The sequence below is a fragment of the Peribacillus sp. NPDC046944 genome (assembly GCF_050272735.1).
Taxonomy (GTDB): Bacteria; Bacillota; Bacilli; order Bacillales; family DSM-1321; genus Peribacillus.
Genome location: NZ_JBNNML010000016.1, coordinates 28706 through 53159 on the forward strand (window position 1 = coordinate 28706; position 24454 = coordinate 53159).

24 protein-coding genes and 2 tRNA genes are annotated in these 24454 nt (G+C 41.6%); 24 read left to right on the forward strand and 2 right to left on the reverse strand.

Going from position 1 to position 24454, the window contains the following annotated elements; all coding sequences use genetic code 11:
• Nucleotides 1-37 precede the first annotated feature (37 nt).
• The 8 genes from spoVT to ACQKIC_RS19370 all read left to right on the forward strand — a co-directional run bounded on the left by spoVT (nucleotide 38) and on the right by ACQKIC_RS19370 (nucleotide 6127).
• Nucleotides 38-574, forward strand: coding sequence for a stage V sporulation protein T (gene spoVT, locus ACQKIC_RS19335; protein WP_402875918.1), 537 nt, complete (start codon nucleotides 38-40; stop codon nucleotides 572-574).
• Nucleotides 575-791: 217 nt separating this feature from the next.
• A complete protein-coding gene (locus tag ACQKIC_RS19340; RefSeq protein ID WP_427592154.1) occupies nucleotides 792-2423 on the forward strand; it encodes a putative polysaccharide biosynthesis protein in 1632 nt (543 codons plus the stop codon).
• Nucleotides 2410-3888 carry a nucleoside triphosphate pyrophosphohydrolase gene (mazG, locus tag ACQKIC_RS19345; protein WP_402959602.1) on the forward strand — a complete coding sequence of 493 codons (1479 nt, stop codon included), beginning with the start codon at nucleotides 2410-2412 and terminating at the stop codon, nucleotides 3886-3888. Before ACQKIC_RS19340 ends, mazG begins: the two co-directional genes overlap by 14 nt.
• Nucleotides 3889-3913: 25 nt before the next feature.
• Nucleotides 3914-4177 carry an RNA-binding S4 domain-containing protein gene (locus tag ACQKIC_RS19350; protein ID WP_427592160.1) on the forward strand — a complete coding sequence of 88 codons (264 nt, stop codon included), beginning with the start codon at nucleotides 3914-3916 and terminating at the stop codon, nucleotides 4175-4177.
• Between the two features lie 73 nt (nucleotides 4178-4250).
• Nucleotides 4251-4559 carry a sporulation protein YabP gene (gene yabP / locus ACQKIC_RS19355; protein ID WP_402875924.1) on the forward strand — a complete coding sequence of 103 codons (309 nt, stop codon included), beginning with the start codon at nucleotides 4251-4253 and terminating at the stop codon, nucleotides 4557-4559.
• Nucleotides 4556-5188, forward strand: coding sequence for a spore cortex biosynthesis protein YabQ (yabQ, locus tag ACQKIC_RS19360; protein WP_402959604.1), 633 nt, complete (start codon nucleotides 4556-4558; stop codon nucleotides 5186-5188). Before yabP ends, yabQ begins: the two co-directional genes overlap by 4 nt.
• A 14-nt stretch (nucleotides 5189-5202) precedes the next feature.
• Nucleotides 5203-5589: an FtsB family cell division protein gene (locus tag ACQKIC_RS19365; RefSeq protein ID WP_402875928.1), complete on the forward strand. Its 387-nt coding sequence runs from the start codon at nucleotides 5203-5205 to the stop codon at nucleotides 5587-5589.
• A gap of 79 nt (nucleotides 5590-5668) precedes the next feature.
• Nucleotides 5669-6127 (forward strand): S1 domain-containing RNA-binding protein, encoded by a 459-nt coding sequence (locus ACQKIC_RS19370; protein WP_427592153.1) that lies wholly within the window; start codon nucleotides 5669-5671, stop codon nucleotides 6125-6127.
• 224 nt (nucleotides 6128-6351) lie between these two features.
• Here the strand turns inward: ACQKIC_RS19370 and ACQKIC_RS19375 are convergent.
• Both ACQKIC_RS19375 and ACQKIC_RS19380 read right to left on the reverse strand, forming a co-directional pair.
• Nucleotides 6352-6423: transfer RNA gene (locus tag ACQKIC_RS19375), tRNA-Glu, on the reverse strand.
• A 16-nt stretch (nucleotides 6424-6439) separates the two neighbouring features.
• Nucleotides 6440-6513: transfer RNA gene (locus ACQKIC_RS19380), tRNA-Met, on the reverse strand.
• Between the two features lie 327 nt (nucleotides 6514-6840).
• Here ACQKIC_RS19380 and spoIIE point away from each other — a divergent pair.
• From spoIIE to lysS, 16 genes are all read left to right on the forward strand, one after another.
• Nucleotides 6841-9315 carry a stage II sporulation protein E gene (spoIIE, locus tag ACQKIC_RS19385; protein ID WP_402875932.1) on the forward strand — a complete coding sequence of 825 codons (2475 nt, stop codon included), beginning with the start codon at nucleotides 6841-6843 and terminating at the stop codon, nucleotides 9313-9315.
• 204 nt (nucleotides 9316-9519) lie between these two features.
• A complete protein-coding gene (locus ACQKIC_RS19390; protein WP_402875934.1) occupies nucleotides 9520-10257 on the forward strand; it encodes a VWA domain-containing protein in 738 nt (245 codons plus the stop codon).
• On the forward strand, nucleotides 10223-11191 hold the full coding sequence (locus tag ACQKIC_RS19395) for a protein kinase domain-containing protein (RefSeq protein ID WP_402875935.1): 969 nt from the start codon (nucleotides 10223-10225) through the stop codon (nucleotides 11189-11191). The genes ACQKIC_RS19390 and ACQKIC_RS19395 overlap by 35 nt, the downstream gene beginning before the upstream one ends.
• Before the next feature lie 93 nt (nucleotides 11192-11284).
• On the forward strand, nucleotides 11285-12679 hold the full coding sequence (gene tilS / locus ACQKIC_RS19400; RefSeq protein WP_402959608.1) for a tRNA lysidine(34) synthetase TilS: 1395 nt from the start codon (nucleotides 11285-11287) through the stop codon (nucleotides 12677-12679).
• 31 nt (nucleotides 12680-12710) lie between these two features.
• The gene (gene hpt / locus ACQKIC_RS19405; protein ID WP_402875962.1) at nucleotides 12711-13250 is read left to right on the forward strand and encodes a hypoxanthine phosphoribosyltransferase; all 540 of its coding nucleotides are present in this window, start codon (nucleotides 12711-12713) and stop codon (nucleotides 13248-13250) included.
• Nucleotides 13251-13367: 117 nt separating this feature from the next.
• Nucleotides 13368-15425 (forward strand): ATP-dependent zinc metalloprotease FtsH, encoded by a 2058-nt coding sequence (gene ftsH / locus ACQKIC_RS19410; RefSeq protein WP_402875938.1) that lies wholly within the window; start codon nucleotides 13368-13370, stop codon nucleotides 15423-15425.
• A 184-nt stretch (nucleotides 15426-15609) separates the two neighbouring features.
• Entirely contained in the window at nucleotides 15610-16389 is a 780-nt protein-coding gene (locus ACQKIC_RS19415) for a type III pantothenate kinase (RefSeq protein WP_402875963.1), read from the forward strand.
• A gap of 31 nt (nucleotides 16390-16420) precedes the next feature.
• Entirely contained in the window at nucleotides 16421-17302 is an 882-nt protein-coding gene (gene hslO / locus ACQKIC_RS19420; RefSeq protein WP_402875940.1) for an Hsp33 family molecular chaperone HslO, read from the forward strand.
• A gap of 22 nt (nucleotides 17303-17324) precedes the next feature.
• On the forward strand, nucleotides 17325-18221 hold the full coding sequence (locus tag ACQKIC_RS19425; RefSeq protein WP_402875944.1) for a peptidyl-prolyl cis-trans isomerase: 897 nt from the start codon (nucleotides 17325-17327) through the stop codon (nucleotides 18219-18221).
• A gap of 126 nt (nucleotides 18222-18347) precedes the next feature.
• Nucleotides 18348-19274 (forward strand): cysteine synthase A, encoded by a 927-nt coding sequence (cysK, locus tag ACQKIC_RS19430; protein ID WP_402875947.1) that lies wholly within the window; start codon nucleotides 18348-18350, stop codon nucleotides 19272-19274.
• A gap of 158 nt (nucleotides 19275-19432) precedes the next feature.
• Nucleotides 19433-20278 carry a dihydropteroate synthase gene (folP, locus tag ACQKIC_RS19435; protein ID WP_427592152.1) on the forward strand — a complete coding sequence of 282 codons (846 nt, stop codon included), beginning with the start codon at nucleotides 19433-19435 and terminating at the stop codon, nucleotides 20276-20278.
• Nucleotides 20271-20630 (forward strand): dihydroneopterin aldolase, encoded by a 360-nt coding sequence (folB, locus tag ACQKIC_RS19440; protein ID WP_402959612.1) that lies wholly within the window; start codon nucleotides 20271-20273, stop codon nucleotides 20628-20630. Before folP ends, folB begins: the two co-directional genes overlap by 8 nt.
• Nucleotide 20631: 1 nt before the next feature.
• Nucleotides 20632-21159, forward strand: coding sequence for a 2-amino-4-hydroxy-6-hydroxymethyldihydropteridine diphosphokinase (gene folK, locus ACQKIC_RS19445; protein ID WP_402959614.1), 528 nt, complete (start codon nucleotides 20632-20634; stop codon nucleotides 21157-21159).
• Nucleotides 21111-21323 carry a helix-turn-helix domain-containing protein gene (locus tag ACQKIC_RS19450; RefSeq protein WP_402875955.1) on the forward strand — a complete coding sequence of 71 codons (213 nt, stop codon included), beginning with the start codon at nucleotides 21111-21113 and terminating at the stop codon, nucleotides 21321-21323. The genes folK and ACQKIC_RS19450 overlap by 49 nt, the downstream gene beginning before the upstream one ends.
• A gap of 24 nt (nucleotides 21324-21347) precedes the next feature.
• Nucleotides 21348-22346 (forward strand): tRNA dihydrouridine synthase DusB, encoded by a 999-nt coding sequence (dusB, locus tag ACQKIC_RS19455; RefSeq protein ID WP_402875956.1) that lies wholly within the window; start codon nucleotides 21348-21350, stop codon nucleotides 22344-22346.
• Between the two features lie 195 nt (nucleotides 22347-22541).
• Nucleotides 22542-24035, forward strand: a complete 1494-nt coding sequence (lysS, locus tag ACQKIC_RS19460) for a lysine--tRNA ligase (protein WP_402875958.1) — start codon at nucleotides 22542-22544, stop codon at nucleotides 24033-24035.
• Nucleotides 24036-24454: the final 419 nt, after the last annotated feature.

Here is a 24454-nt window from a genome sequence, read left to right on the forward strand (position 1 = left end):
ATATCAAATCAATTAGATGAAAGTGAGGCAACATTAGATGAAAGCAACTGGTATCGTTCGGCGAATTGATGATTTAGGTAGAGTTGTCATCCCAAAAGAAATTCGAAGGACTCTCCGCATCCGTGAAGGTGACCCATTAGAAATCTTCGTGGACAGAGATGGAGAAGTCATTCTAAAGAAATACTCCCCTATTAGTGAACTAGGTGATTTTGCAAGAGAATATGCAGAAGCAATATATGATAGCCTAGGAAATCCAGTTATGATATGTGATCGTGATACTTACATTGCTGTAGCGGGCGGGTCTAAAAAGGACTATTTAAATAAAAGCATCAGTGACTTGGTAGAAAAAATCATGGAGGAAAGAAATCCTGTCCTTGAATCACCGAATGGACAAATTTCCTTCGTGGATTCAAATGATGAAGAAGTTCAATCTTATGCAGCAGCTCCGATCATAGCCAGTGGTGACCCGATAGGTGCGGTTCTGATTTTCTCTAAAGATGGCGCATTAGGTGAAGTTGAACAGAAGTCGGTTGAAACAGCAGCTAGTTTCCTTGCAAGGCAAATGGAACAGTAAGTCAGGAAATGCAATTATATATATGGATGTGTAAAGGGCAGCGATCGCTGTCCTTTTTGTTCTTTTAAAAAAAAGATCATAACAGGGAGTCCCATGAATAAATGGAGTCGTGCTTTTGCTGGAGGATCGTGTTAAGAGGAGGGGACCCTGTAAGTAAAATAACTTCTACAAATTGTGCTATAATAACAACCACATATAAGTGAAAAGGGGAAAAAGAATGGCTGAAAAGCCTTATAAAACTTCAAGGGACATCTTTCGAGGAGCCTTGATTTTAAGTGCTGCGGCCATTATCGTGAAAATTTTGAGTGCAGCCTATCGCATTCCATATCAAAATGTCGCCGGGGATATCGGGTTCTATATTTATCAACAGGTATATCCTTTTTACGGAGTGGCTTTGACACTCTCTACGCTTGGTTTTCCCGTTGTTATATCAAAACTCATTGCAGAACGGGGCTCTTCCGAAAATGACTACACGATAAAAGACATTCTGTCGACTGCTTTGGTTGTTTTAGGTTCCATCGGTTTATTGTTATTCATGGCTCTATTTCTCGGAGCGGATTGGATTGCGGGGATCATGAGAGACCCAGAGTTATCAGGGCTTTTGAAAATCATAGCATTTTCCTATTTACTCATGCCGTTTTCATCCGTTTTAAGAGGATTCTTTCAAGGGAAAAATGATATGATTCCAACGGCTGGCTCCCAGGTCGCTGAACAAAGTATCCGGGTTGTAACCATCCTTGTATTATCGACACTGTTTGTGCATATGGGCTATTCTCTGTATGATGTCGGTAAGGGCGCGGTCTTCGGTTCGATTACGGGAGGGATATCGGGGCTTGTTCTGTTGTTTGCCTTCGTGCTTTTGAGACGGGAGTGGAAGCTGTTTAAGCCAATGGGTGTTAAGAGGCCCCACTTCATTCGTATTTCCAGGAGCTTAATCTTTCAAGGTTTCGCCTTTTGTGTGACCGGGCTTATACTCATCCTGTTTCAATTTGTGGATTCCCTTCACCTCTACTCGCTATTGAGAGGGTCCGGGATGGGTGAAGGAGAAGCCAAAGGGTGGAAAGGGGTCTATGACCGGGGACAACCTTTGCTTCAGTTGGGGACCGTCGGGGCGAACTCTTTTGCATTGGCGCTTGTCCCTGTTATCTCCGGGTTTGTCCGGGACCGTAATGATCAAGAAATTCTAGGAAAGGTTAGATTGGTGTTGCGTGTGAGTGCAACGATTGGATTGGCTGCCGCCGTGGGTTTGATGGCAACGATGAGACCGGTCAATTACATGTTGTTCACAGACTCAAAAGGTACAGTCACCTTAGCCATCTATTCCATATCGATATTATTTACGTCACTAATCATGGCAAAAGCTGCGGTGATACAATGTCTGGGTCATTCGGTAGCCCCGGTAATCATCACGCTAATCGGGGTAGGGAGCAAGTGGCTATTAGATCTTGCCCTTATCCCTCGCTATCACATTGCAGGGGCGGCATGTGCTACCGTTCTGGCTTTCTTTATCATGACGATTTTGTTTTATATAGTAGTAAAGGTACATATCAAAAAGCCTTTATTTGAAAAGAGGCACCTGTATATTATTTTAGGAAGTACGGCTTGCATGGGATTGGCAGTCCTGCTATTCAATGAAGCATTCCGCTGGGTGATGCCACCTGAAGAAAGTAGGATGCTTGCTACATTCCAAGCATTAGGCGGAGTGGGCATGGGAGCGGTGATCTTCTTATTCATGATCATCCGTACTGGGTTGTTCACGGAAGAGGAGCTTGCCTTGATACCAGCAGGGTTAAAAGTTAAACGGCTTATTAAAAAGAAGAATCGAGGTACTGAAAATGTTGACGAATGAGATAACGATTATAGGTCTTGGTGCGGGCGATTTAGACCAGCTCCCATATGGAATCTATAAGAAACTGACTCAAACAAAGGAATGCTTCGTCCGGACAATGGACCACCCGGTCATCACGGATTTGACGGCGCTAGGAACTAAGTTCCTTTCTTTTGATTCAGTATATGAAAAACATGACCAGTTCGAAGCTGTATACGAGGAAATATCAGAGACGTTATTAAGCGAAGCCATGAATGGTCCTGTTCTATACGCTGTACCAGGCCACCCGATGGTTGCCGAGAAGACGGTCCAGCTCTTACTGGAGAAAGGACCGGACCGTGGAGTTGCCATCAAGCTTGAAGGTGGTCAAAGCTTCCTTGATCCTCTATTCCAGGCCGTGAAGATTGATCCGATTGAAGGATTTCAACTTCTGGATGGAACGGATCTTTCCCCGGACGACTTACATATCCGGCAACACATGATCATCGGGCAGGTATACGATGCCTTCAGTGCTTCTAACGTGAAATTGACGCTGATGGAGAAGCTTCCTGATGACTATACAGTGTATATCGTAACAGCGGCAGGAAGTAGCGAGGAAAAGGTTACCCAATGTGCGCTTTATGAGTTAGATCGGCAAATGGAACTGAGCAACCTAACGAGTGTTTATGTACCGCCCGTTAAAGAAGAGGCCTTGCAGTACCGGGAATTTTCCAAGCTTCGTCAAATCATTGCGCAGCTTAGAGGACCTGATGGATGTCCGTGGGATAAGAAACAAACACATGAGAGCCTAAAAAAATATTTAATAGAAGAGGCTTATGAACTGATAGACTCAATCGATGAAGAAGATGATGATGGAATGATTGGGGAATTGGGGGACGTGCTGCTACAAGTGATGCTTCACGCGCAAATTGGTGAAGATGAAGGCATGTTCACTATAGATGATATAATTGGCGGGATTTCGGCTAAAATGGTCCGGCGCCATCCTCATGTGTTCGGAGATGTAGAAGTGAGTGGCGAGGAAGACGTTTTAGTGAACTGGCAGAAAATCAAAGAAGAAGAAAACGGACAAGACGCAGACAGGGATGTCTCCCTTTTAGATGGTGTGGAGAAGTCACTGCCAAACTTGCTTCGTGCCGAGGATTATCAGAAAAGGGCAGCGAAGGTCGGGTTCGACTGGGGAGAGGTTTCCGAAGCATGGAAAAAGGTTATAGAAGAAGTGCAAGAATTTGAAGACGAAATGAAGGATCCTAACCCAAATAAAGATCGGATAAAGTCCGAATTGGGCGACCTCTTTTTTGCGCTTGTCAATGTTTCGCGCTATTATGACATACAAGCAGAAGAAGCTGTCCATAAGGCAAATCTTAAGTTTTATAAACGGTTTACATATATAGAAGAATGTATCAAAAAGGAGGAAAAGAATTTCTCTGATTATACACTGGAGGAATTGGATTCCTATTGGAATGAAGCCAAAGCAAAAGGACTTTAAATTATAAGGGGATGTAAACATGCCAATGAGATTAGATAAATTCCTTAAGGTATCAAGATTAATCAAGCGAAGGACCCTTGCAAAAGAAGTTGCGGATAAAGGTCGTATCACCATCAATGGGCAACAGGCAAAGGCGAGTTCAAATGTAAAAGAGGGTGACGAATTAACGGTGCGTTTTGGTCAAAAGTTGGTTACCGTCCGCGTAGAGAAAATCCAGGAAACGACGAAGAAAGAAGCAGCCGCCGAGATGTTTTCAATCATTAAGGAAGAAAAGCTGGCAGAAGTGTAGGGACAGGCTTGTTCTAATTCATCCCATCTGCACATACACTTGTACAAAATCAATGGTATTGTGAGGGATGGAAATGAGCCAATATATTGATCCAAATGCTGGTTATACAAAAGGAACGATTCAGGAACATGATGTCACGATGAAGGGCCGTCGTTTATTGGATATTACCGGGGTGAAACAAGTGGAAAGTTTCGATAACGAAGAGTTTCTGCTTGAAACATCCATGGGCTTCTTATCTATTCGTGGACAAAATTTACAAATGAAGAATCTAGATGTGGATAAAGGGATTGTTTCAATCAAGGGGAAGGTATTTGACCTCGTATACTTAGATGAACAATCTGGGGAGAAAGCTAAAGGCTTCTTTGGCAAATTGTTCAAATGACCCTGACGATTCAATTTTATACGTTGCTTGCGATGATTGGAATGGGCAGTTTGTTTGGTGCTGCCCTAGATACGTATAACCATTTCTTGAAGCGTTCAGAGAGGAATAAGTGGATTGTTTTCCTCCATGACTTTCTTTTCTGGATCATTCAAGGCCTAGTCATTTTTTATGTCCTGTTTTTAGTGAATGAGGGTGAGCTACGCCTCTATTTATTTTTGGCCTTATTATGCGGATTTTCTGCCTACCAAGCTCTTTTTAAAGATTTGTATCTTCGATTATTGTCATTTGTCATTTCTTTGGTGGTCAAGCTGTTTAGATTTCTAACAGAACTGGTCCGCCTGGTACTATTTGAGCCAATTAAATGGATCATCATGACCATGTTTGTATTCATCATGGGGATAGGCAAGGGTGTCGGAACGCTTTTAAAAGGGATAGGTAAAGTGATTCTCTTTGTATTAAATATATTCTGGAAGCCTCTAAAATGGATATTTTTAAAAATGTGGAATTTATTTCCGGTTTTTGTTACAAAAAATGGCGAGAAGTTTTATAATAAAGGCAAAGGGATTTTATTGAAAATGAAGAATTCTATTAGTGAGACAATCCATAAATGGAGAAAAAGAAGAAAATGAGGAGTGATAGGACCATGAGCAGCCTCAAGAAAAGGAATGTAGCAAAAATCGAAAATCCTTATGTCGCTCAACAAGAGAAAAAGGTACAAACAGTCAAAAAAAAGAAACGTGGTTTAGTCCGCCGACTAACGCTATATTCCGTTTTCGCTGCTATCTTTTTGATTGTGGCTGTGTCCACTCTCGTTACGCAGAATATTGCCTTAGATGAAAAAGTACAGCAAAAGGAAGAACTAGAAGGAAAGTTAGCGAAAATGGAAAAGAAAGAGTCACTTCTTAAAGAAGAGATCGTAAAACTGAATGATGAGGAGTACATCGCAAAGATCGCGAGAAGGGATTACTTCCTATCAGATAAGGGTGAAGTCATCTTCAACCTTCCAAAGGCGAAGGAAGATAGCGACTAATATTGACACTATTTTTTTACTTTAGCTATAATATAAGTGAAGAGATTTTTTAACATTTCTAAGGAGGAACATTTTTTTTATGTCAATCGAAGTAGGCAGCAAGTTACAAGGAAAAGTAACGGGCATTACTAATTTTGGTGCATTTGTAGAGTTAGCCGAGGGTTTTACGGGTCTTGTCCATATCAGTGAAGTAGCGGATAATTATGTCAAAGACATTAATGACCATTTGAAGGTTGGGGACATAGTTGAAGTGAAAGTCATCAATGTGGAAAAGGACGGTAAAATTGGCTTATCCATAAAAAAAGCAATAGACCGACCTGAGGGAGAGAGAAAACCTGCGTATACACCACGTCCGCGCCAGGGAAGAGGGAATGATAATCGTTCGAAAGACTCTCGTTCTAAAGGGAATGGTTTTCAACCTAAGGAAAACTTTGAGCAAAAAATGGCTAAATTCTTAAAGGATAGCGAAGACCGCTTAACGACACTCAAGCGAAGCACCGAAACAAAGCGTGGAGGGCGCGGAGGAAGACGCGGATAAACTTGCTGCTGAAATGGATTAGCAACGTTTCTGTTAATAATTCATAGTATGAATACAAATATAGATCATGGATAAAGGCAAGCCTACTAGGCTTGCCTTCTTTTAATATAGTGATAGGTTCAAAAAACTGATCTTAGCTATGGCAAAAAGACTTATGCCAACTAAAAAGCGCCTCGGTTTACTCTCCTAATGAAGAGGGAACCGAGGCGCTTTTTTTTATGGGATGACCCGTACGGGAATCGAACCCGTGTTACCGCCGTGAAAGGGCGGTGTCTTAACCGCTTGACCAACGGGCCAGAATTAGTAAAAAGATAGCGGCAGAGGGGATCGAACCCCCGACCTCACGGGTATGAACCGTACGCTCTAGCCAGCTGAGCTACGCCGCCATAATGATAAGTGCTACTGAAGCACAAGTTATATCTTACAGTCGTGCTAGAGGATTGTCAACAGAAAAAAGAAAAAATGTCACTTTCCAAATTTAACTTAAATATTCAGGGCATTTTCCACAAAAATAACCTAAAAACTTTGCTTTTCTTCAGAAATAAAAGAACGCCTGTTCCTCTATTTAAGAAAAGCGTTTAAAAACCTGTATACAAATGAACGTTCAAGAAGAATTTCGTCGAACGTTTTTTAGTATGACTTATAAAATTATGACAAAAAAATAGAGATGTCCTCTATATAATAAAAATCAATAATACGAATGGGGTGTTGAAATGGAGAAAATCGAAAGACCTATGATGGAACCGCTTGGAGATGTTCAGTTAAAGGAAGCGAAGGATGGGGCGATCAATTGGATTCAGACGCTTCAGGCAAAAACGGATGACATATTTATAAAGAAGGGAATTTCATTAGCCATTATCGGTTTTTTATTAGGACGAGCCTTGATTCTTTCACAATTATCACCATTTGCCCTTCCGTTTTTCGCTGCTGTGTTTCTCATGCGTCGTGATCGAGCGCCACTTGCACTATTCGGTTTAATCGCAGGGGGGCTGACCATTCATTACTCCAATAGTTTAGTGATCTTTGCATCCGCGTTCCTGCTCCTTCTTTTTAATAAGATTAAGAGACCGGGAGTTGAAGGACAGTTCAAGACGATGTCGATGTATGTGTTCGCTTCACTCTTCCTGGTCAACCTGGCCCAGCAATATCTGGTCTTCCGAACGATTCAGCTATACGACATGATGATGATCGGGGTGGAGGCGGGACTCGCAATGATTCTTACCCTAATATTCATACAGTCCATCCCGCTGCTATCCATACGTAAAAAATCGCAATCATTAAGGACGGAGGAAATCGTCAGTATAATCATCCTGCTTGCATCAGTGATGACCGGGACAATAGGCTGGATGATTTATGATTTATCTCTCGACCATATATTTTCACGATATCTGGTCCTCCTATTCGGGCTGGCAGGAGGGGCCGCCATAGGCTCCACTGTCGGCGTCGTCACCGGTTTAATATTTAGCCTGGCAAGCATCGCGAGTCTCTATCAAATGAGCCTCCTTGCCTTTTCGGGCTTGCTTGGGGGATTACTGAAGGAGGGAAGAAAGGTCGGCGTTGCCGCAGGCCTATTAATTGCAACGCTATTAATAGGCCTGTACGGAGAAGGAACCAACAATATCATGGTCACACTATATGAATCGCTTATTGCCGTCTTATTATTCGTATTAACACCGTCATCCATCATAAATAAAATTGCCAAGCATATACCCGGAACCGCTGAAAATTCAGATGAACAGCAGCAGTATGCCCGGAAAGTGAGGGACGTGACCGCCCAAAGGGTAGAACAGTTCTCACATGTATTCGAGGCGCTTTCCAATAGTTTCTCACAAGTCGATGAAAGAGGAAGAGTGGAGGAGGATGAAAAAGAGTTTGATTACTTTTTAAGCAATGTTACTGAAAAGACCTGTCAGATCTGTTTTAAGAAGGATCAATGCTGGGCCAAGAACTTTAATACAACCTATGATGGAATGCAGGAAATTATGATTCAATTGAGTGAAAATGATGGACAGCTTCCCCAAAAAACGTCAAAGGAGTGGGATAAGTACTGTACGAGAGGTCCGCAGGTCGTAGGGGCGATAGCCCAGGAACTTAATTATTACGAAGCCAATCAAAAACTGAAAAGGCAGGTGAAAGAGAGTAGGAGACTAGTAGCTGATCAGTTACGGGGTGTATCAGCCGTAATGGAGGACTTCGCCAAGGAAATTCAAAGGGAAAGGAAAAATCATCATCTGCATGAGGAATCTATAATGGAGGCCATTCAGGATTTTGGTCTAAATATTGGGTATGTGGAGATTTACAGCCTTGAACAAGGAGGTGTCGATATAGAAATGAGCGTCCCTTACTGTCAAGGAAGGGGGGAATGCGAGAAATTGATTGCTCCTATGCTTTCCGATATTTTAGGGGAAACGATTGTTGTTCATTCTGAGGAATGTGCCAAGTACCCACAAGGCCAATGTGAGGTGATATTCAGGTCGGCAAAAAAATTCACGGTTGAAACGGGTGTAGCACATGCTGCAAAGGGAGGAGGGCTTGTATCAGGGGATAGTTATACGACAATGGAAATTGGCGCCGGGAAATATGCGATTGCCATAAGCGACGGGATGGGCAATGGGGAGAGGGCTCATTATGAAAGCACGGAAACATTGAAGTTACTTCAGAAATTTTTACAATCCGGAATAGAAGAAAAGATAGCCATAAAATCTGTAAACTCCGTATTATCTCTGCGAACGACTGATGAAATATTTTCTACTCTTGACCTAGTAATGATTGACCTTCAAGATGCAAAGGCTAGATTTTTAAAAATCTGTTCCATACCAAGCTTTATTAAGAGGGGGGATAAAATCATTAAAATAGAATCCAGTAACCTGCCAATGGGCATTATTCAAGAAGTTGATGTAGATGTCGTATCCGAGGAACTGAGGGATGGCGATATATTGATCATGATGAGTGATGGAGTGTTCGATGGCCCATCTCATGTGGAAAACATTGAGTTTTGGCTTAAACGGAAAATCAAGGAAATGGAAACGGACGACCCACAGGAAATATCTGATCTAATCCTAGAAGAAGTCATACGGACAAAAGGAGTCATAGATGACGACATGACAGTGGTCACTTCGAAAATCAAGCATAATACACCGAAATGGGCATCGATTCCCGTTTCGGCCAAACGAAAAAAAGCCCAATAGAGGAGGAGTGCCTATAAAAACCATAAGGAGGAATCAATGTGCCAAGTTGGTACCTTTTCACCCGATATAACAAGTTCGCAGGAACTAAGATTTACATAGGCAACCAGTCATAGAATGTTGACTGGTTGCCTATGTATTTTATTGTATAAATTCCTCCCTTTTAGTCAAGTATGGTAACAGATTGAAAGGAAGGGAGAGCCAAACATGAAAGCAGGTACATTAAGACAGGTTTTGCTTATAACGGACGGCTGCTCGAATCATGGTGAGGAGCCTGCTTCAGTAGCTGCACTAGCAAGGGAGCAGGGCGTCACCATCAATGTCATAGGAGTATTGGAAAACGATGTAATAGATGAAAAGGGCCTGAAAGAGATCGAGAAAATTGCGGGTGCCGGGGGCGGCGTCAGCCAAATCGTTTATGCTCAACAATTATCACAAACCGTTCAGATGGTGACTCAAAAAGCCATGACGCAAACTATACAAGGAGTTATTAATCGTGAACTTCAACAAATATTAGGTGACTCTAGAACGATGGAAGATCTCCCGCCAGATAAAAGAGGAGAAGTGATGGAGGTGGTCGACGAGCTAGGAGAAACGAGCGAGCTTGAGGTGCTAATCCTTGTCGATACAAGTGCGAGTATGAAACATAAGCTTCCGACCGTGAAGGATTCCTTGTTAGACCTTTCCCTCAGTATGAATGCAAGAATGGGCGATAGCCGGTTTTCCGTCTTTGCATTTCCCGGGAAAAGGAATGATGTGGAAAAACTGCTTGATTGGACGCCGAACTTGGAAGCGTTGACGAAAATATTCTCCAAGCTTAGTACGGGAGGGCTCACACCAACAGGACCAGCAATACGGGAAGCACTTTCTTATTTCAATAAAAAACGTTCGTTGAGGGGATTGTTATCGAATGATGATGAACAATACTTTGAGGAATCTATGTAAGCTCCCCCCTGGAAGTATCATTACTGGAAAGTGGAATAAGAACCATTACACAATTATCAAGGAGTTGGGCTGCGGTGCTAACGGATTTGTTTATCTAGTAGAAAGCAAAAACCGTCATTATGCTCTGAAGCTCAGTGATAATGGGACATCGATCATTTCAGAGATGAATATTCTAAAATCCTTTTCCAAGGTCCAGGGGTCTACCCTTGGACCTTCATTTTTGGAAGCGGATGATTTTATGACCAAAGGAAAGCAACTCCCGTTTTATGTAATGGAGTATATTCACGGTCATGATTTCTTGTATTTCATTGAGAAGAAAGGGTTCTCGTGGATTGGGGTCTTGGCCCTTCAATTATTGACTAGTTTATCTGCCTTGCATGCAAATGGGTGGGTCTTTGGCGATCTAAAGCCAGAGAATTTGATCGTGACTTCCCAGGACTATAAAGTACGATGTGTAGATGTCGGCGGAACGACCTTGATTGGGAGATCGGTGAAGGAATTCACCGAATTCTTCGATAGGGGATACTGGGGGTTGGGGTCAAGAAAGGCTGACCTACAATATGATTTGTTCGCTGTTGCCATGATTATCATCAATTCGGCCTATCCAGCGCGTTTTCAGAAAAAAGGGGAAGGGTATAGTCAACTAACAGACGTGATTAAACAGAAAAAGGAATTGCAACCATATAGAAAGATGCTGGATAAGGCGCTTCTCGGGAAGTATGACTCCGCCTTAAGGATGCGTGAGGACCTAGTTGTCTTACTTAGTGACAAGAATCATTCAAAGAAAAAGACGTCGAGTCAAGCTACTACGAGACAAGCAAGAAGAAGCCAGAGGCAGCCGAAGAAAAAGAAGGGGGGATTTGTAGAGACTTTTTTAGTGGTGGCCGTCATCTCGATAATCTATGTTCTTTACATATATGAACAGTTGTTATGATATAGTTAATAAAGTGTAGAGGTGGAATATTTGAAACCCATTACACTTTTTAAACGTAGAAACTAATACCTGTACATAAAGAAGGAAGATCCCATGTTAAAGGAAAAAGTTCTAAAGACCATTCATAGGAACCACTTGATTCAGGAAGGTTCGAAATTGCTCGTAGGTGTATCTGGAGGGCCTGACTCATTGGCACTTTTACATTTCCTTAAGGAAGCCCAACCTATTTTTCATTATGAGCTCATTGTTGCGAGTGTTGACCATATGTTTCGGGGCGACGAATCCCTTGCCGATTATCAGTATGTCAAACAAATGTGCGAACAGTGGGATATTGTTTTTGAAGGCAAAAGGATTGATGTGCCAGCATATATTGAAAAAACCGGTCAGAGTTCTCAATTGTCATCAAGAATGCTGCGTTTTGCTTTTTTTGAAGAAATGATGGATAAACATCAGGCAGATACGCTCGTTTTGGGACACCATGGCGATGATCAAGTCGAAACGATTCTCATGCGTTTGACTCGAGGGGCGACAGGTCAAGCGAGAGCAGGAATCTCCCTGAAAAGACCTTTCCATGGCGGTCAGCTAATCAGGCCTTTTTTGGAAGTTACCAAGGATGAAATCATCGAATACGCAACCATTCATCATCTTGAGCCTAGATACGACCCAAGTAATGAAAAGAATGATTACCTGAGAAATCGTTTCAGGCACGAAGTCCTTCCGTTCCTAAAGAAAGAAAATAGGCTTGTTCATGAACACTTCCAGCGCTTTAGTGAAGAGGTAATGGAAGATGAGAAGTTCTTACAGGATCTGGTCAGGAAAGAAATGTCCGAGATATGGGTTCAACAGGATAGGAAACATTCTGTAATTCGGATAGATAAGGTACTTGCGATGCCTAAACCTTTACAAAGAAGATCTATTCAACTAATATTAAACTATCTTTATTTGAAGAGACCTTCATCGCTTTCGGCATTACATATCGATCAACTTTTAGCTTTGTTTTTAAATCCTCAACCTTCAGCAGAACTGCATCTCCCGGAAGGCCTTATTGTAGAAAAATCCTATCAAACATGCATCTTTAGTTTTTTTCGCCAAGAAAGCCAAGAATATTCTATTATAGTACAAATTCCCGGTGAGACTATTCTTCCGAATGGATATAAAATTAAAGCACACTATATAAAAGATGAAATTCCCTATAGTAAAGGAAATGATTCTTTTATCCTCCCTGAATCGGCTGTTCGACTCCCATTGATTGCCCGCACAAGGCAGGAAGGCGATAGAATGGATGTTAAGGGATTGGGTGGAACGAAAAAGTTGAAGGGGATTTTTATCAATGAGAAAGTCCCGATGCTAGAAAGAAATGCATGGCCGATTATCATCGATCAAGCAGGGATGGTCATTTGGCTTCCCGGTTTAAAGAAATCGGATGTTGAGGCGGACCAGGTTTCTGATGAATCATCTTTAATCTACTTAGAATATAATAAAGCTTAATCTTCTTGGGGGGCAATTAATTACAATGACCATGCAAAATGACATTGAAAAAGTGTTAATATCTGAGGAAGAACTTCAACAGAAAATCAGAGAAGTGGGAGCACAGCTTGAGGCTGATTACAAAGATAAGTTCCCACTGGCTATCGGTGTTTTAAAAGGCGCTATGCCATTTATGTCAGATTTATTGAAACGTGTTGATACACACCTTGAAATGGACTTCATGGATGTTTCGAGCTATGGAAACTCCACTGTATCATCTGGTGAAGTGAAAATCATCAAAGACCTTGATACATCAGTAGAAGGCCGTGACGTACTAATCATTGAGGATATCATCGACAGTGGTTTAACTCTAAGCTATCTTGCAGAGCTCTTCCGCTACCGCAAAGCAAAATCCATTAAAATTGTTACATTGTTAGACAAACCAACAGGCAGGAAGGCTGACATTACTCCGGATTACGTTGGATTTATCGTCCCTGATGCATTTGTTGTAGGATATGGCCTGGATTATGCGGAAAGATATCGTAATCTCCCATACATCGGCATATTGAAACCTGAGATTTACACGAAATAATAGTATTCAGTTAAAAGAGATGGCCAGATAAAAACAGCGGTGTTAAATTATTGTAATTCATTAATTTTGTATGATAATATTTACTATAGTTTGTTTACCCGTGGGAGGAGGTAAGGGATGAATCGGATCTTCCGTAATACCATATTTTATTTACTGATATTTTTAGTCATCATTGGGATTGTGAGCATCTTTAACAATAACAATGAACCTCAGGAAAAATTGACCCAAGATCAATTCTATAAGCATTTGGAGAGTGGGGACGTCAAGTCATTAACGATGCAACCCGAAGGCAGTGTTTTTGAAATTACAGGGAAGCTGAAGGAATATGATGAAAACAAGTATTTTGTTGCATACGTTCCATTTAGTGAGTATGCACAGAGTCGCATTGGCGAAGCTGTAGAAAAACAAGGTACTGAAGTTGTTGATGTTTTACCTCCAAAACAAACAAGTGGCTGGGTTACATTCTTTACTTCGATCATTCCATTTGTAATCATTTTCATACTATTCTTCTTTTTACTTAACCAAGCACAAGGCGGCGGTGGCGGCCGAGTGATGAACTTCGGGAAAAGTAAGGCGAAGCTGTATAACGATGATAAGAAGAAAGTTCGTTTCAATGATGTTGCCGGGGCAGACGAAGAAAAGCAAGAGCTTGTAGAGGTCGTGGAATTCTTAAAAGACCCTCGCAAATTTGCTGAGCTTGGTGCCCGTATTCCTAAAGGGGTCCTATTGGTGGGTCCTCCAGGTACAGGTAAAACCTTACTTGCACGAGCGGTAGCTGGTGAAGCAGGCACGCCTTTCTTCTCAATCAGTGGATCTGATTTCGTAGAAATGTTCGTTGGTGTCGGTGCATCTCGTGTTCGTGACTTATTTGAAAATGCAAAGAAAAACGCACCATGTATCATCTTCATTGATGAAATCGATGCAGTAGGTCGTCAAAGGGGCGCAGGCCTTGGCGGCGGTCATGATGAACGTGAACAAACGTTGAACCAATTGCTTGTTGAAATGGACGGTTTCGGTGGAAATGAAGGCATTATCATCATCGCCGCAACAAACCGTGCAGATGTATTGGATCCAGCATTGCTACGACCTGGCCGCTTCGACCGTCAAATTACAGTTGGGCGCCCAGATGTAAAAGGCCGTGAAGAAGTATTGAAAGTTCATGCTCGTAACAAGCCTTTGGCAGAAAGCGTGGATTTAAAAGCAATCGCTCAACGTACACCTGGATTCTCGGGTGCCGATCTTGAAAACTTACTGAATGAGGCGGCTCTTGTTGCAGCCCGTCAAGATAAGAAAAAAATCGATATGTCCGATTTGGATGAAGCGTCGGATCGGGTAATTGCAGGTCCTGCAAAGAAAAATCGCGTGATATCGAAAAAAGAACGGAATATTGTTGCCTGGCATGAAGCGGGTCATACAATTATCGGTCTGGTCCTCGATGATGCAGAAGTGGTTCATAAAGTTACGATTGTCCCTCGTGGTCAAGCTGGTGGATATGCCGTCATGCTTCCGAAAGAAGACCGTTTCTTCATGACCGAGCCTGAACTAAAAGATAAGATCGTTGGTCTTTTAGGTGGTAGGGTAGCCGAAGAAGTTACTTTTGGTGAAGTGAGTACGGGTGCTCATAATGACTTCCAACGTGCGACAGGCATTGCCCGTAGTATGGTTATGGAATATGGAATGAGTAAACTTGGACCTCTTCAGTTTGGAAATTCACAAGGACAGGTGTTCTTGGGCCGCGACTTCAATAATGACCAAAACTATTCCGATGCAATCGCTTATGAGATTGATTTGGAAATACAACGCATCATTAGAGAAGCTTACGAAAGATGTAAGAAAATCCTTACTGAAAATCGTGAAAAACTTGATTTGGTTGCCAAGACCCTGCTAGAAGTGGAAACGCTGGATGCAGAACAAATCAAAGGGCTTTTCCAAGATGGTAAATTACCAGAACGGGATTATACAGCTCTTAATGGGAATTTGACTACTGATGAAAACGTAAAAGTTAACATCAATACGAAAAAGGAAAAAGAGGCTCTTTTAGATCCATTGGATAAAAGAGAACCTGAGGACCTTGAGATAACGGAGGAAGGATTGAATACACCTCCGATTGAAGAAGGTACACCTCAAGATAAGCCACTTTCTTTCCCAAAAGAAGATGACAATAAAAAGTTGTAAGTTGACTTGAAATCAAAAGGGTATTTCCTCCTCGGAAATACCCTTTTCTTTACACTATAAATATGAGAAAGCCTACAAAATTTTCAGCTGGCATATTTTTACCTTTTGAGAAGCGCGACTAATAGCATCGAAAATAACAGTATGGTATGATGTGGGAGAATAATTTAGCGGAGTGGTGAAAACAATGATTTTTGTACTAGATGTTGGGAATACGAATACTGTATTAGGCGTATACGATGAAGAAATACTGAAATATCATTGGCGAATTGAAACAAGCCGCAATAAAACAGAAGATGAGTATGGAATGGTCATAAAGTCTTTACTGCAACATGAAGGTCTCTCATTCGACCAATTTGACGGCATCATTATATCATCGGTTGTACCGCCTATAATGTTTGCGCTTGAACGCATGTGCAAAAAATACTTTGGAATCAAACCACTTATCGTTGGACCTGGTATTAAAACGGGATTGAATATAAAGTATGAAAACCCTCGCGAAGTGGGAGCGGACAGAATTGTGAATGCTGTAGCAGGCATACAGGAATTTGGAAGCCCTCTCATCATCGTCGATTTTGGAACCGCAACGACATATTGTTATATAAATGAGGAAAAGCAGTACATGGGGGGAGCAATCGCCCCAGGGATCGGAATTTCTACAGAAGCGCTTTACTCGAAAGCATCCAAGCTACCGAGAATTGAAATTAGCCGTCCAGACGGAATAATAGGTAAAAATACGGTTTCGGCCATGCAGTCAGGTATTTTATACGGGTATGTAGGCCAAGTCGAAGGAATCGTAAACCGCATGAAAGCACAAAGTAATTTAGAGCCGACAGTCATTGCCACTGGTGGATTGGCCACGTTGATTGCCAATGAATCCACAGTTATCGATGTTGTGGAGCCCTTCTTAACATTAAAAGGCCTACAGCTAATTTACAAAAGGAACCGAGAGCAAGTAAAGAAGTAAACCTAAAAAAACAGCATGGGAGGACATATAAATGAAAGATTATTTAATAAAGGCGTTAGGATATGAAGGTCAAGTGCGAGCGTATGCGGTCTCCACAACAGAAACTGTAGGGGAAGCGCAACGGAGGCATTATACCTGGCCGACAGCATCGGCTGCACTTGGGCGCGCTATGACTGCCGGAGTAATGATGGGTGCCATGTTGAAAGGTGAAGAAAAGCTTACGATTAAAATCGAGGGCGGAGGACCTATAGGCTCCATTCTTGTTGATAGTAATGCAAAGGGGGAAGTGCGTGGATATGTAACGAACCCACAAACTCACTTTGATTTAAATGAACAAGGAAAATTGGATGTCAGAAGAGCGGTTGGAACCGAGGGGTTATTAACCGTCGTGAAAGACATTGGTTTACGTGATAATTTTTCTGGGCAGGTTCCTCTAGTTTCGGGAGAATTAGGTGAAGACTTCACGTATTATTTTGCAACATCAGAGCAGGTACCTTCCTCGGTGGGAGTGGGCGTATTAGTGAATCCTGATAACTCGATTCTAGCCGCGGGTGGTTTCATCATCCAACTAATGCCCGGTACTTCTGACGAAACGATTACGAAAATCGAACAACGTCTAAGCACCATCGTTCCTGTTTCTAAAATGATTCAAAATGGTTTAACTCCGGAAGAAATCCTAACAGAACTATTAGGGGAAGGAAATGTACAGGTTCTAGAAAAAATAGATGTAGAATTCTCATGCCCATGTTCAAGGGAAAGGATTTCTAATGCCTTAATAAGCCTCGGGCAAGAGGAAATCAGGGATATCATCGAGACGGAAGGACAGGCAGAGGCCCAATGCCATTTCTGTAATGAGACATACCAATTTTCCAAAGAGGACCTTGAAGAACTAGAAAAGGAAACACAAAAATAAAAAAAGACGGGAGAAAAGGGTTTTGTCTAAACAAAAGCTTAGGGCAATCATTGCTGGTCTTGCCTTGTTGAACCTATTGACAATCCTAATCTTTGTCATCTGGCCATTCATCGCTTCCAAAATCACTTTAGGAGAGGAAACGGCAGCGAAGATTGGCTCTAAAGATATTTCCCGGGAAGCATGGATCAATGAACTTGAAAAACGATATGGTAAAGACGTGCTTGAGGAAATGGTTGATAAAGAAGTAGTGGGACAAGCAGCGAAAAAATACAAAGTGACCATATCCGAAGATGAAGTGGATCGGGAACTGAAGATGATGAAAACGATGTATGGAACTGCTGGTCAGAATCTAAGTAAAAGCAAAGCCCAATGGAAGCAGGAAATTCAATCGAATCTCCTGCTCGAGAAGCTGCTTACAAAGGATGTCACAGTTTCCGAAGCGACCATGGAGGACTATTATGAGAATAATAAGGACATCTATCGAATACCCACTACCTATCATATTTCTCAAATAACTACATCGACTAAGGCTCAAGCAGAGCAAATAATAAAAGAACTGAATAAAGGCGTTTCATTTCCTGTGTTAGCCATGGAGAAATCTCTTGATGAATTCACAGCAAATCAAGGGGGAGACATGGGGTATATATCGCAGGATAATGAACAAATCTCGAAAGCATATATTTCCGCTGCCGAAAAGTTAAAGGTGGGAAATTGGAGCCAACCGGTTGAGACGGATGAAGGATGGGCTGTTCTCTATTTACATGAGAAAATTGACGGTAGGCAATACTCGTATAAGGAAGTAAAAGAGCAAATACGCCGCCAAAAAGCCTTGGAACAAATCCAGGCGCCGGTATCCGGTAAGATTTTCTGGGATGAGTTTGATGTAGATTGGGTATATGGATCAGAAGATCAAAAGTAGGTAAAAGGATATAAAAGAAAATTTAGAAAATTGCAGATAAACATTGACAACGAACTAGTGAAACTGGTAACTTTAAATTAATAAAACCAATAAACATACTCGGTATTAATAAAAGGAGTGGAGAACATGGCACGTATAGTTAATTCAGTAACGGAATTAATCGGGCAAACGCCTATAGTAAAATTAAACAAGCTTCAAAACGAAAATAGTGCAGATATTTATTTGAAACTTGAATATTTTAACCCAGGGAGCAGCGTTAAAGACAGAATCGCTCTTGCTATGATCGAAGCCGCAGAAAAAAGTGGAGATCTTAAACAAGGCGATACGATCATTGAGCCTACAAGTGGTAACACTGGGATTGGCCTTGCGATGGTAGCTGCAGCAAAAGGGTATAAATCAATCCTTGTAATGCCTGAAACGATGAGCTTGGAACGTCGCAACTTGCTTCGTGCTTATGGAGCTGATTTAGTTCTAACGCCTGGACCTGAAGGAATGAAGGGTGCCATTGCTAAAGCGACTGAGTTATCTAAAGAACACGGATACTTCATTCCACAACAATTCGAAAATAAAGCGAACCCTGAAGTTCACCGTAATACTACCGGTCCAGAAATCATTGAAGCGTTTGGTGAAGATGGCCTGGATGCATTTATCGCAGGAATTGGAACGGGTGGTACGATTACTGGTGCAGGTGAAGTACTTCGTGAAAAATATCCTGATATTAAGATCTACGCTGTAGAGCCTGCCGATTCACCTGTATTGTCAGGAGGAAACCCTGGCCCACATAAAATTCAAGGGATCGGTGCAGGATTCGTTCCTAGCATTTTAAACACAGATCTTTATGATGAAGTTATTCAAGTAAACACGGATGAATCTTTTGAATACGCCCGTCGTGCTGCAAAAGAAGAAGGTATCCTAGGTGGTATTTCATCCGGTGGGGCTATCGCTGCCGCTGTTAAAGTTGCTGAGAAACTAGGAAAAGGCAAGAAAGTCCTTGTAATCATTCCAAGTAATGGTGAGCGTTACCTAAGTACACCTTTGTATAACTTTGAATAAGAGTAAAAGTTAACCGAGAAGCAAAGCACCTCTATGGTGCTTTGCTTCTCTTTTTTGTGTAGTAATGAGGTTCTGGATTTTAAGGTGCTTGCGCTTTGCCTGGGTATATAGGTAAACTCATATATATACGTAGATTTTTTAATGAAGGAGAACGTCCTATGTCATTAGCTAGTACATCGAAGATCAAATGCGGTTCATTAGAATTGGATTACGGCAAAAAGACTTTAATTATGGGGATTTTAAATGTTACGCCTGATTCATTTTCCGATGGAGGAAAATATAATCGGGTAGATGCTGCATTAAGACATGCTGAGCAGATGGTTGAAGATGGTGCGGATATCTTGGACATCGGTGGTGAGTCGACTCGGCCTAATTATGAACGGATAACGGATGAGGAAGAGATGGAACGTGTCGTACCTATCATTGAAGCGATTTCCCGTACTTTTGAAATTCCTATCTCCGTTGATACGTACAAGTCCAAAGTTGCAGAAGCGGCATTGAAAGCAGGAGCGCACATCCTGAACGATATTTGGGGAGCAAAAGCAGATACACATATGGCAAAGGTAGCGGCTATGTACCAAGTTCCGATTATTTTAATGCACAACCGAGACAATATGGAGTACCAACAATTTATCCGTGATTCTTTGCAAGATCTATTCGAAAGCATTAGGATTGTAAAGAAAGAGGGAGTCTTGGATGAGAATATCATTCTAGATCCAGGTATCGGGTTTGCAAAAGATTTGACACTGAATTTGGAAATGATGAGGAATCTTGATAAGCTGGTATCACTAGGGTATCCAGTACTGCTCGCTACATCGAAAAAATCCATGATCGGACAAGTTCTTAATCTACCGGCACATGAACGTTTGGAAGGGACGGCAGCAACGATATGTCATGGGATTCTTCAGGGCTGCCAAATGGTCCGGGTGCATGATGTAAAGGAAATGGGACGTACAGCTAAAATGATGGATGCTCTTATAGGAAAAGGTGAGTTTAATGGATAAGATATTTGTGAATAAGATGGAATTCTACGGATACCATGGTGTATTTCCGGAAGAAACAAAGCTTGGCCAGCGATTTAGGGTGGATCTGACTGTAGAAGCGAATTTGGCCAATGCGGGCATGAGCGATAATCTCGAAGACTCCATTAATTATGGTGAATTATATGAAGTCTGTAAAGGTATCGTTGAAGGGGAACCGTACAAGCTGGTGGAAGCTGTTGCAGAAAGGATTGCATCGGAGTTACTCACCAAGTTTCCGAAGATCATGGTGTGTACAGTGAAGATATATAAACCAGATCCTCCTATAGCAGGACACTATGAATCGGTTGCCATAGAGATTGTAAGGGGACGCTAAAATGAAAAATATATCGTATCTATCAATTGGTTCGAACATGGGGGAGAGCTTCGATACATTTCAAAGGGCTTTCCAATTATTGAGTGAAGATCCACATATTAAACTTGTCTCTTGTTCATCATTATATGAAACGGACCCTGTCGGATATACTGACCAGGATTGTTTTTTGAATGCTGTCATTAAGGTGGAAACCGATTTAACACCAGAGGACTTATTGCGAGCATGCATGCAAGTTGAACAAGAATTAGGAAGAAAAAGGAATGTTAGATGGGGTCCTCGTACGTTAGACCTTGACATTTTGTTATATAATCATGAAAATGTTGAGACGGAGATTCTTTCAATCCCTCATCCTCGGATGCATGAAAGAGCATTTGTGATTATTCCTTTAATGGAATTGGAATCAGATATAATTCTTCCGAAAATGAATACATCCTTGAGCGACCTGCTTGAAAAGATTCCGGATAAAGAAGGAGTTCGATTATGGAAGCTGAAAAATGGGGAAGGCGTATTCGCGCTTTTCGAAAGTTAAAAGGTTTTACCCAAGAGGAGTTCGCAAAAGAGATGGGTGTTTCTGTTTCTTTGTTGGGTGAAGTTGAAAGAGGGAACCGAAATCCCACAGAGGAATTTTTACTAGAAGTGGTGGATGTTCTTAAAGTTTCAATTGAGGATCTGCAACCACTTGAGGATAAATGAAAGAGTGGTATAGGGGGTCACGATGTGTTAAAAATAGGCGATATTGAAATGAAGAACCGGGTAGTTCTGGCTCCGATGGCGGGGGTATGTAATTCGGCTTTTCGTTTGACTGTCAAAGAGTTCGGTGCAGGATTGGTATGCGCAGAGATGGTAAGTGACAAGGGAATCGTTCTTCAAAATGCCAAAACGCTGAATATGCTTTATATAGATGAAAGAGAAAAACCGCTAAGCTTGCAAATCTTTGGTGGTGAAAAGAAAAATCTAGTTGAGGCAGCGAAGTTTGTAGATAAAAATACAACGGCAGACATCATTGATATCAACATGGGATGCCCTGTCCCGAAAATCACGAAATGTGATGCCGGTGCAAGATGGTTACTTGACCCAAATAAGATATATGAGATGGTTTCGGCAGTTGTGGATGCCGTAGATAAACCTGTTACTGTTAAAATGCGCATTGGCTGGGATGATGAACATGTATTTGCTGTTGAGAATGCCAAAGCGGTAGAACGTGCAGGGGGCAAGGCAATTTCCCTTCATGGCAGAACCCGGGTTCAATTGTATGAAGGGAAAGCTAATTGGGACATTATTCGAGAAGTGAAAAATTCCATTAACATTCCCTTGATTGGAAACGGTGATGTGGAAACCCCGCAAGATGCTGAAAGAATGCTAAAGGAAACTGGCGTTGATGGAGTCATGATTGGTCGGGCGGCCTTAGGGAACCCGTGGATGATATACAGGACAGTGAAGTATTTGGAAACTGGACAATTGATGGATGAGCCGACAGTCCGTGAAAAGATGGATGTATGCATTCTTCATATGGATCGTCTGATAGCGTTGAAAAATGAGCATGTTGCTGTCCGTGAAATGCGCAAGCATGCTGCCTGGTACCTTAAAGGTGTCAAAGGCAATGCAAAAGCACGTAAAGGTATTAATGAATGTGAGACTAGAGAAGATGTTACGCGACTTCTGTATGGACTCGTTGATGAATGTGAAGCGAGGGAACAAAACATCCAAATGGTTTGATGTTTGACATTACCTTCCTGTTTTTCTATAATACGTTTATCGAAAACTGCCAGTGAACCTGGCAGTTTTTATCTGTCCATATATTAGAATTTAAGATAAAAAGCTGTTGAAATCCTTTACTTTATGTAAGAATAAATAGGTATGCAATTAGAAAGTTCAAATAGTTATATGAGGCTTTGATTAATAGAGATGGAGATGATTTTCGTGAGTCATGAAGAATTGAATGACCAACTGCAGGTAAGACGCGACAAAATGCAGGCTATGATTGACAATGGACAAGACCCGTTCGGCAGTAGGTTCGAGCGTTCCCATACTTCGCAGGAGATTGTTGATGCATATGGTGCATTGGAAAAAGAAGAGTTAGAGGAGAAAGAAATAGAAGTTACCATTGCAGGTCGTGTCATGACCAAACGTGGTAAAGGGAAAGCTGGTTTTGCCAATATACAAGATATAAGTGGCCAAATCCAAATATACGTCCGCTTAGATAAGGTTGGAGAAGAGTCATACCAAATTTTCAATCAAACGGATCTTGGTGATATCGTGGGAATCACGGGTGTCATCTTTAAAACGAAAGTCGGCGAACTTTCCATTAAAGCTAAAGAATATGTGTTCCTTTCTAAAGCATTGCGCCCACTTCCCGATAAGTTCCACGGTTTGAAGGATGTAGAGGAGCGTTACCGGAAACGCTATGTTGACTTAATTACAAATGAAGAAAGTAAAAACACTTTAATCATGCGCAGTCGTATTGTGCAGGCTATGAGACGTTACTTAGACGATCAAGGATATTTGGAAGTGGAAACACCGCTATTGCACTCTGTAGCAGGTGGAGCGGCTGCACGCCCATTCCTGACTCACCATAATGCATTGGATATGCCCTTAAACTTAAGGATTGCCATTGAACTTCACTTGAAACGCCTGATTGTCGGCGGCTTAGAGAAAGTCTATGAAATCGGTAGAGTATTTAGGAATGAAGGGGTCTCCACTAGACATAACCCGGAATTCACACTTATTGAATTATACGAGGCGTACGCGGATTATAAGGATATCATGAGCTTGACAGAGAACTTGGTTGCCCATATTGCACAAGAGGTTCTTGGAACCACAACTATCCAGTACGGAGAATATGAGATCGATTTAAAACCAGAGTGGAAAAGACTCCATATGGTTGATGCTGTAAAAGAATATACTGGTGTAGACTTTTGGACTACTATGAGCAAAGAAGAAGCGCAACAACTTGCGAAGGAAAATGGGATTGAAGTGAAAGAGTCCATGGAATTTGGTCATATCGTTAACGAATTCTTCGAACAAAAAGTAGAAGATAAGTTAATCCAACCTACATTCATCTATGGACACCCAGTAGAAATTTCACCTTTAGCGAAGAAAAACCCAGAGGATGATCGATTTACTGATCGATTTGAATTGTTCATAGTGGGAAGAGAGCATGCGAATGCATTCACGGAATTAAACGATCCAATTGATCAACGCCAACGCTTTGAGGCACAATTGAAAGAGCGTGAGCAAGGAAATGACGAAGCTCATGAAATGGATGAGGACTTCTTGGAGGCTTTAGAATATGGTATGCCGCCAACCGGAGGATTGGGAATTGGGGTCGACCGTCTGGTTATGTTGCTGACGAATTCGCCTTCGATTCGTGATGTCCTGTTATTCCCGTTAATGAGACATCGTTAAGCCATAAGGAAAACCGGTGAATCAGAACCGATTTAGGAAGTGTGTATATGAGCAGCGACTCATGGCACACTGTTCTAAATCGGTTTTTTGTTTTTTGATTATAATTTTGTTAGGTTGTTAGGGTTTGATTTTTAGCTTTTAAATAAAAACTTTTGCTATTTCAAAAAAACTTTAAAAAAGGTATTGCGCAGTTTGCGTAATGATGTTATATTTATATCTGTTGTTACGAACGAGTTTCACACGGATTACAAACTTCGAAAAAGTTTTAAAAAGTTCTTGACTCTGAGTTAACAAGATGTTATAATAAATAAGCTGTCGTAAGGTATTGCTCTTTGAAAACTGAACAAAACAAAGCGCCAACGTAAATTTTGAGTGAGCACACACTATAAAAAAGCAAAATGAGCAAGTCAAACATTTCT

What these genes read in the sequence shown, in the direction of transcription:
- spoVT (WP_402875918.1), top strand. Translation starts at nt 38, where the DNA reads ATGAAAGCAACTGGTATCGTTCGGCGAATTGATGATTTAGGTAGAGTT.
- ACQKIC_RS19340 (WP_427592154.1), top strand. Translation starts at nt 792, where the DNA reads ATGGCTGAAAAGCCTTATAAAACTTCAAGGGACATCTTTCGAGGAGCC.
- mazG (WP_402959602.1), top strand. Translation starts at nt 2,410, where the DNA reads ATGTTGACGAATGAGATAACGATTATAGGTCTTGGTGCGGGCGATTTA.
- ACQKIC_RS19350 (WP_427592160.1), top strand. Translation starts at nt 3,914, where the DNA reads ATGAGATTAGATAAATTCCTTAAGGTATCAAGATTAATCAAGCGAAGG.
- yabP (WP_402875924.1), top strand. Translation starts at nt 4,251, where the DNA reads ATGAGCCAATATATTGATCCAAATGCTGGTTATACAAAAGGAACGATT.
- yabQ (WP_402959604.1), top strand. Translation starts at nt 4,556, where the DNA reads ATGACCCTGACGATTCAATTTTATACGTTGCTTGCGATGATTGGAATG.
- ACQKIC_RS19365 (WP_402875928.1), top strand. Translation starts at nt 5,203, where the DNA reads ATGAGCAGCCTCAAGAAAAGGAATGTAGCAAAAATCGAAAATCCTTAT.
- ACQKIC_RS19370 (WP_427592153.1), top strand. Translation starts at nt 5,669, where the DNA reads ATGTCAATCGAAGTAGGCAGCAAGTTACAAGGAAAAGTAACGGGCATT.
- spoIIE (WP_402875932.1), top strand. Translation starts at nt 6,841, where the DNA reads ATGGAGAAAATCGAAAGACCTATGATGGAACCGCTTGGAGATGTTCAG.
- ACQKIC_RS19390 (WP_402875934.1), top strand. Translation starts at nt 9,520, where the DNA reads ATGAAAGCAGGTACATTAAGACAGGTTTTGCTTATAACGGACGGCTGC.
- ACQKIC_RS19395 (WP_402875935.1), top strand. Translation starts at nt 10,223, where the DNA reads ATGATGATGAACAATACTTTGAGGAATCTATGTAAGCTCCCCCCTGGA.
- tilS (WP_402959608.1), top strand. Translation starts at nt 11,285, where the DNA reads ATGTTAAAGGAAAAAGTTCTAAAGACCATTCATAGGAACCACTTGATT.
- hpt (WP_402875962.1), top strand. Translation starts at nt 12,711, where the DNA reads ATGCAAAATGACATTGAAAAAGTGTTAATATCTGAGGAAGAACTTCAA.
- ftsH (WP_402875938.1), top strand. Translation starts at nt 13,368, where the DNA reads ATGAATCGGATCTTCCGTAATACCATATTTTATTTACTGATATTTTTA.
- ACQKIC_RS19415 (WP_402875963.1), top strand. Translation starts at nt 15,610, where the DNA reads ATGATTTTTGTACTAGATGTTGGGAATACGAATACTGTATTAGGCGTA.
- hslO (WP_402875940.1), top strand. Translation starts at nt 16,421, where the DNA reads ATGAAAGATTATTTAATAAAGGCGTTAGGATATGAAGGTCAAGTGCGA.
- cysK (WP_402875947.1), top strand. Translation starts at nt 18,348, where the DNA reads ATGGCACGTATAGTTAATTCAGTAACGGAATTAATCGGGCAAACGCCT.
- folP (WP_427592152.1), top strand. Translation starts at nt 19,433, where the DNA reads ATGTCATTAGCTAGTACATCGAAGATCAAATGCGGTTCATTAGAATTG.
- folB (WP_402959612.1), top strand. Translation starts at nt 20,271, where the DNA reads ATGGATAAGATATTTGTGAATAAGATGGAATTCTACGGATACCATGGT.
- folK (WP_402959614.1), top strand. Translation starts at nt 20,632, where the DNA reads ATGAAAAATATATCGTATCTATCAATTGGTTCGAACATGGGGGAGAGC.
- ACQKIC_RS19450 (WP_402875955.1), top strand. Translation starts at nt 21,111, where the DNA reads ATGGAAGCTGAAAAATGGGGAAGGCGTATTCGCGCTTTTCGAAAGTTA.
- lysS (WP_402875958.1), top strand. Translation starts at nt 22,542, where the DNA reads ATGATTTTCGTGAGTCATGAAGAATTGAATGACCAACTGCAGGTAAGA.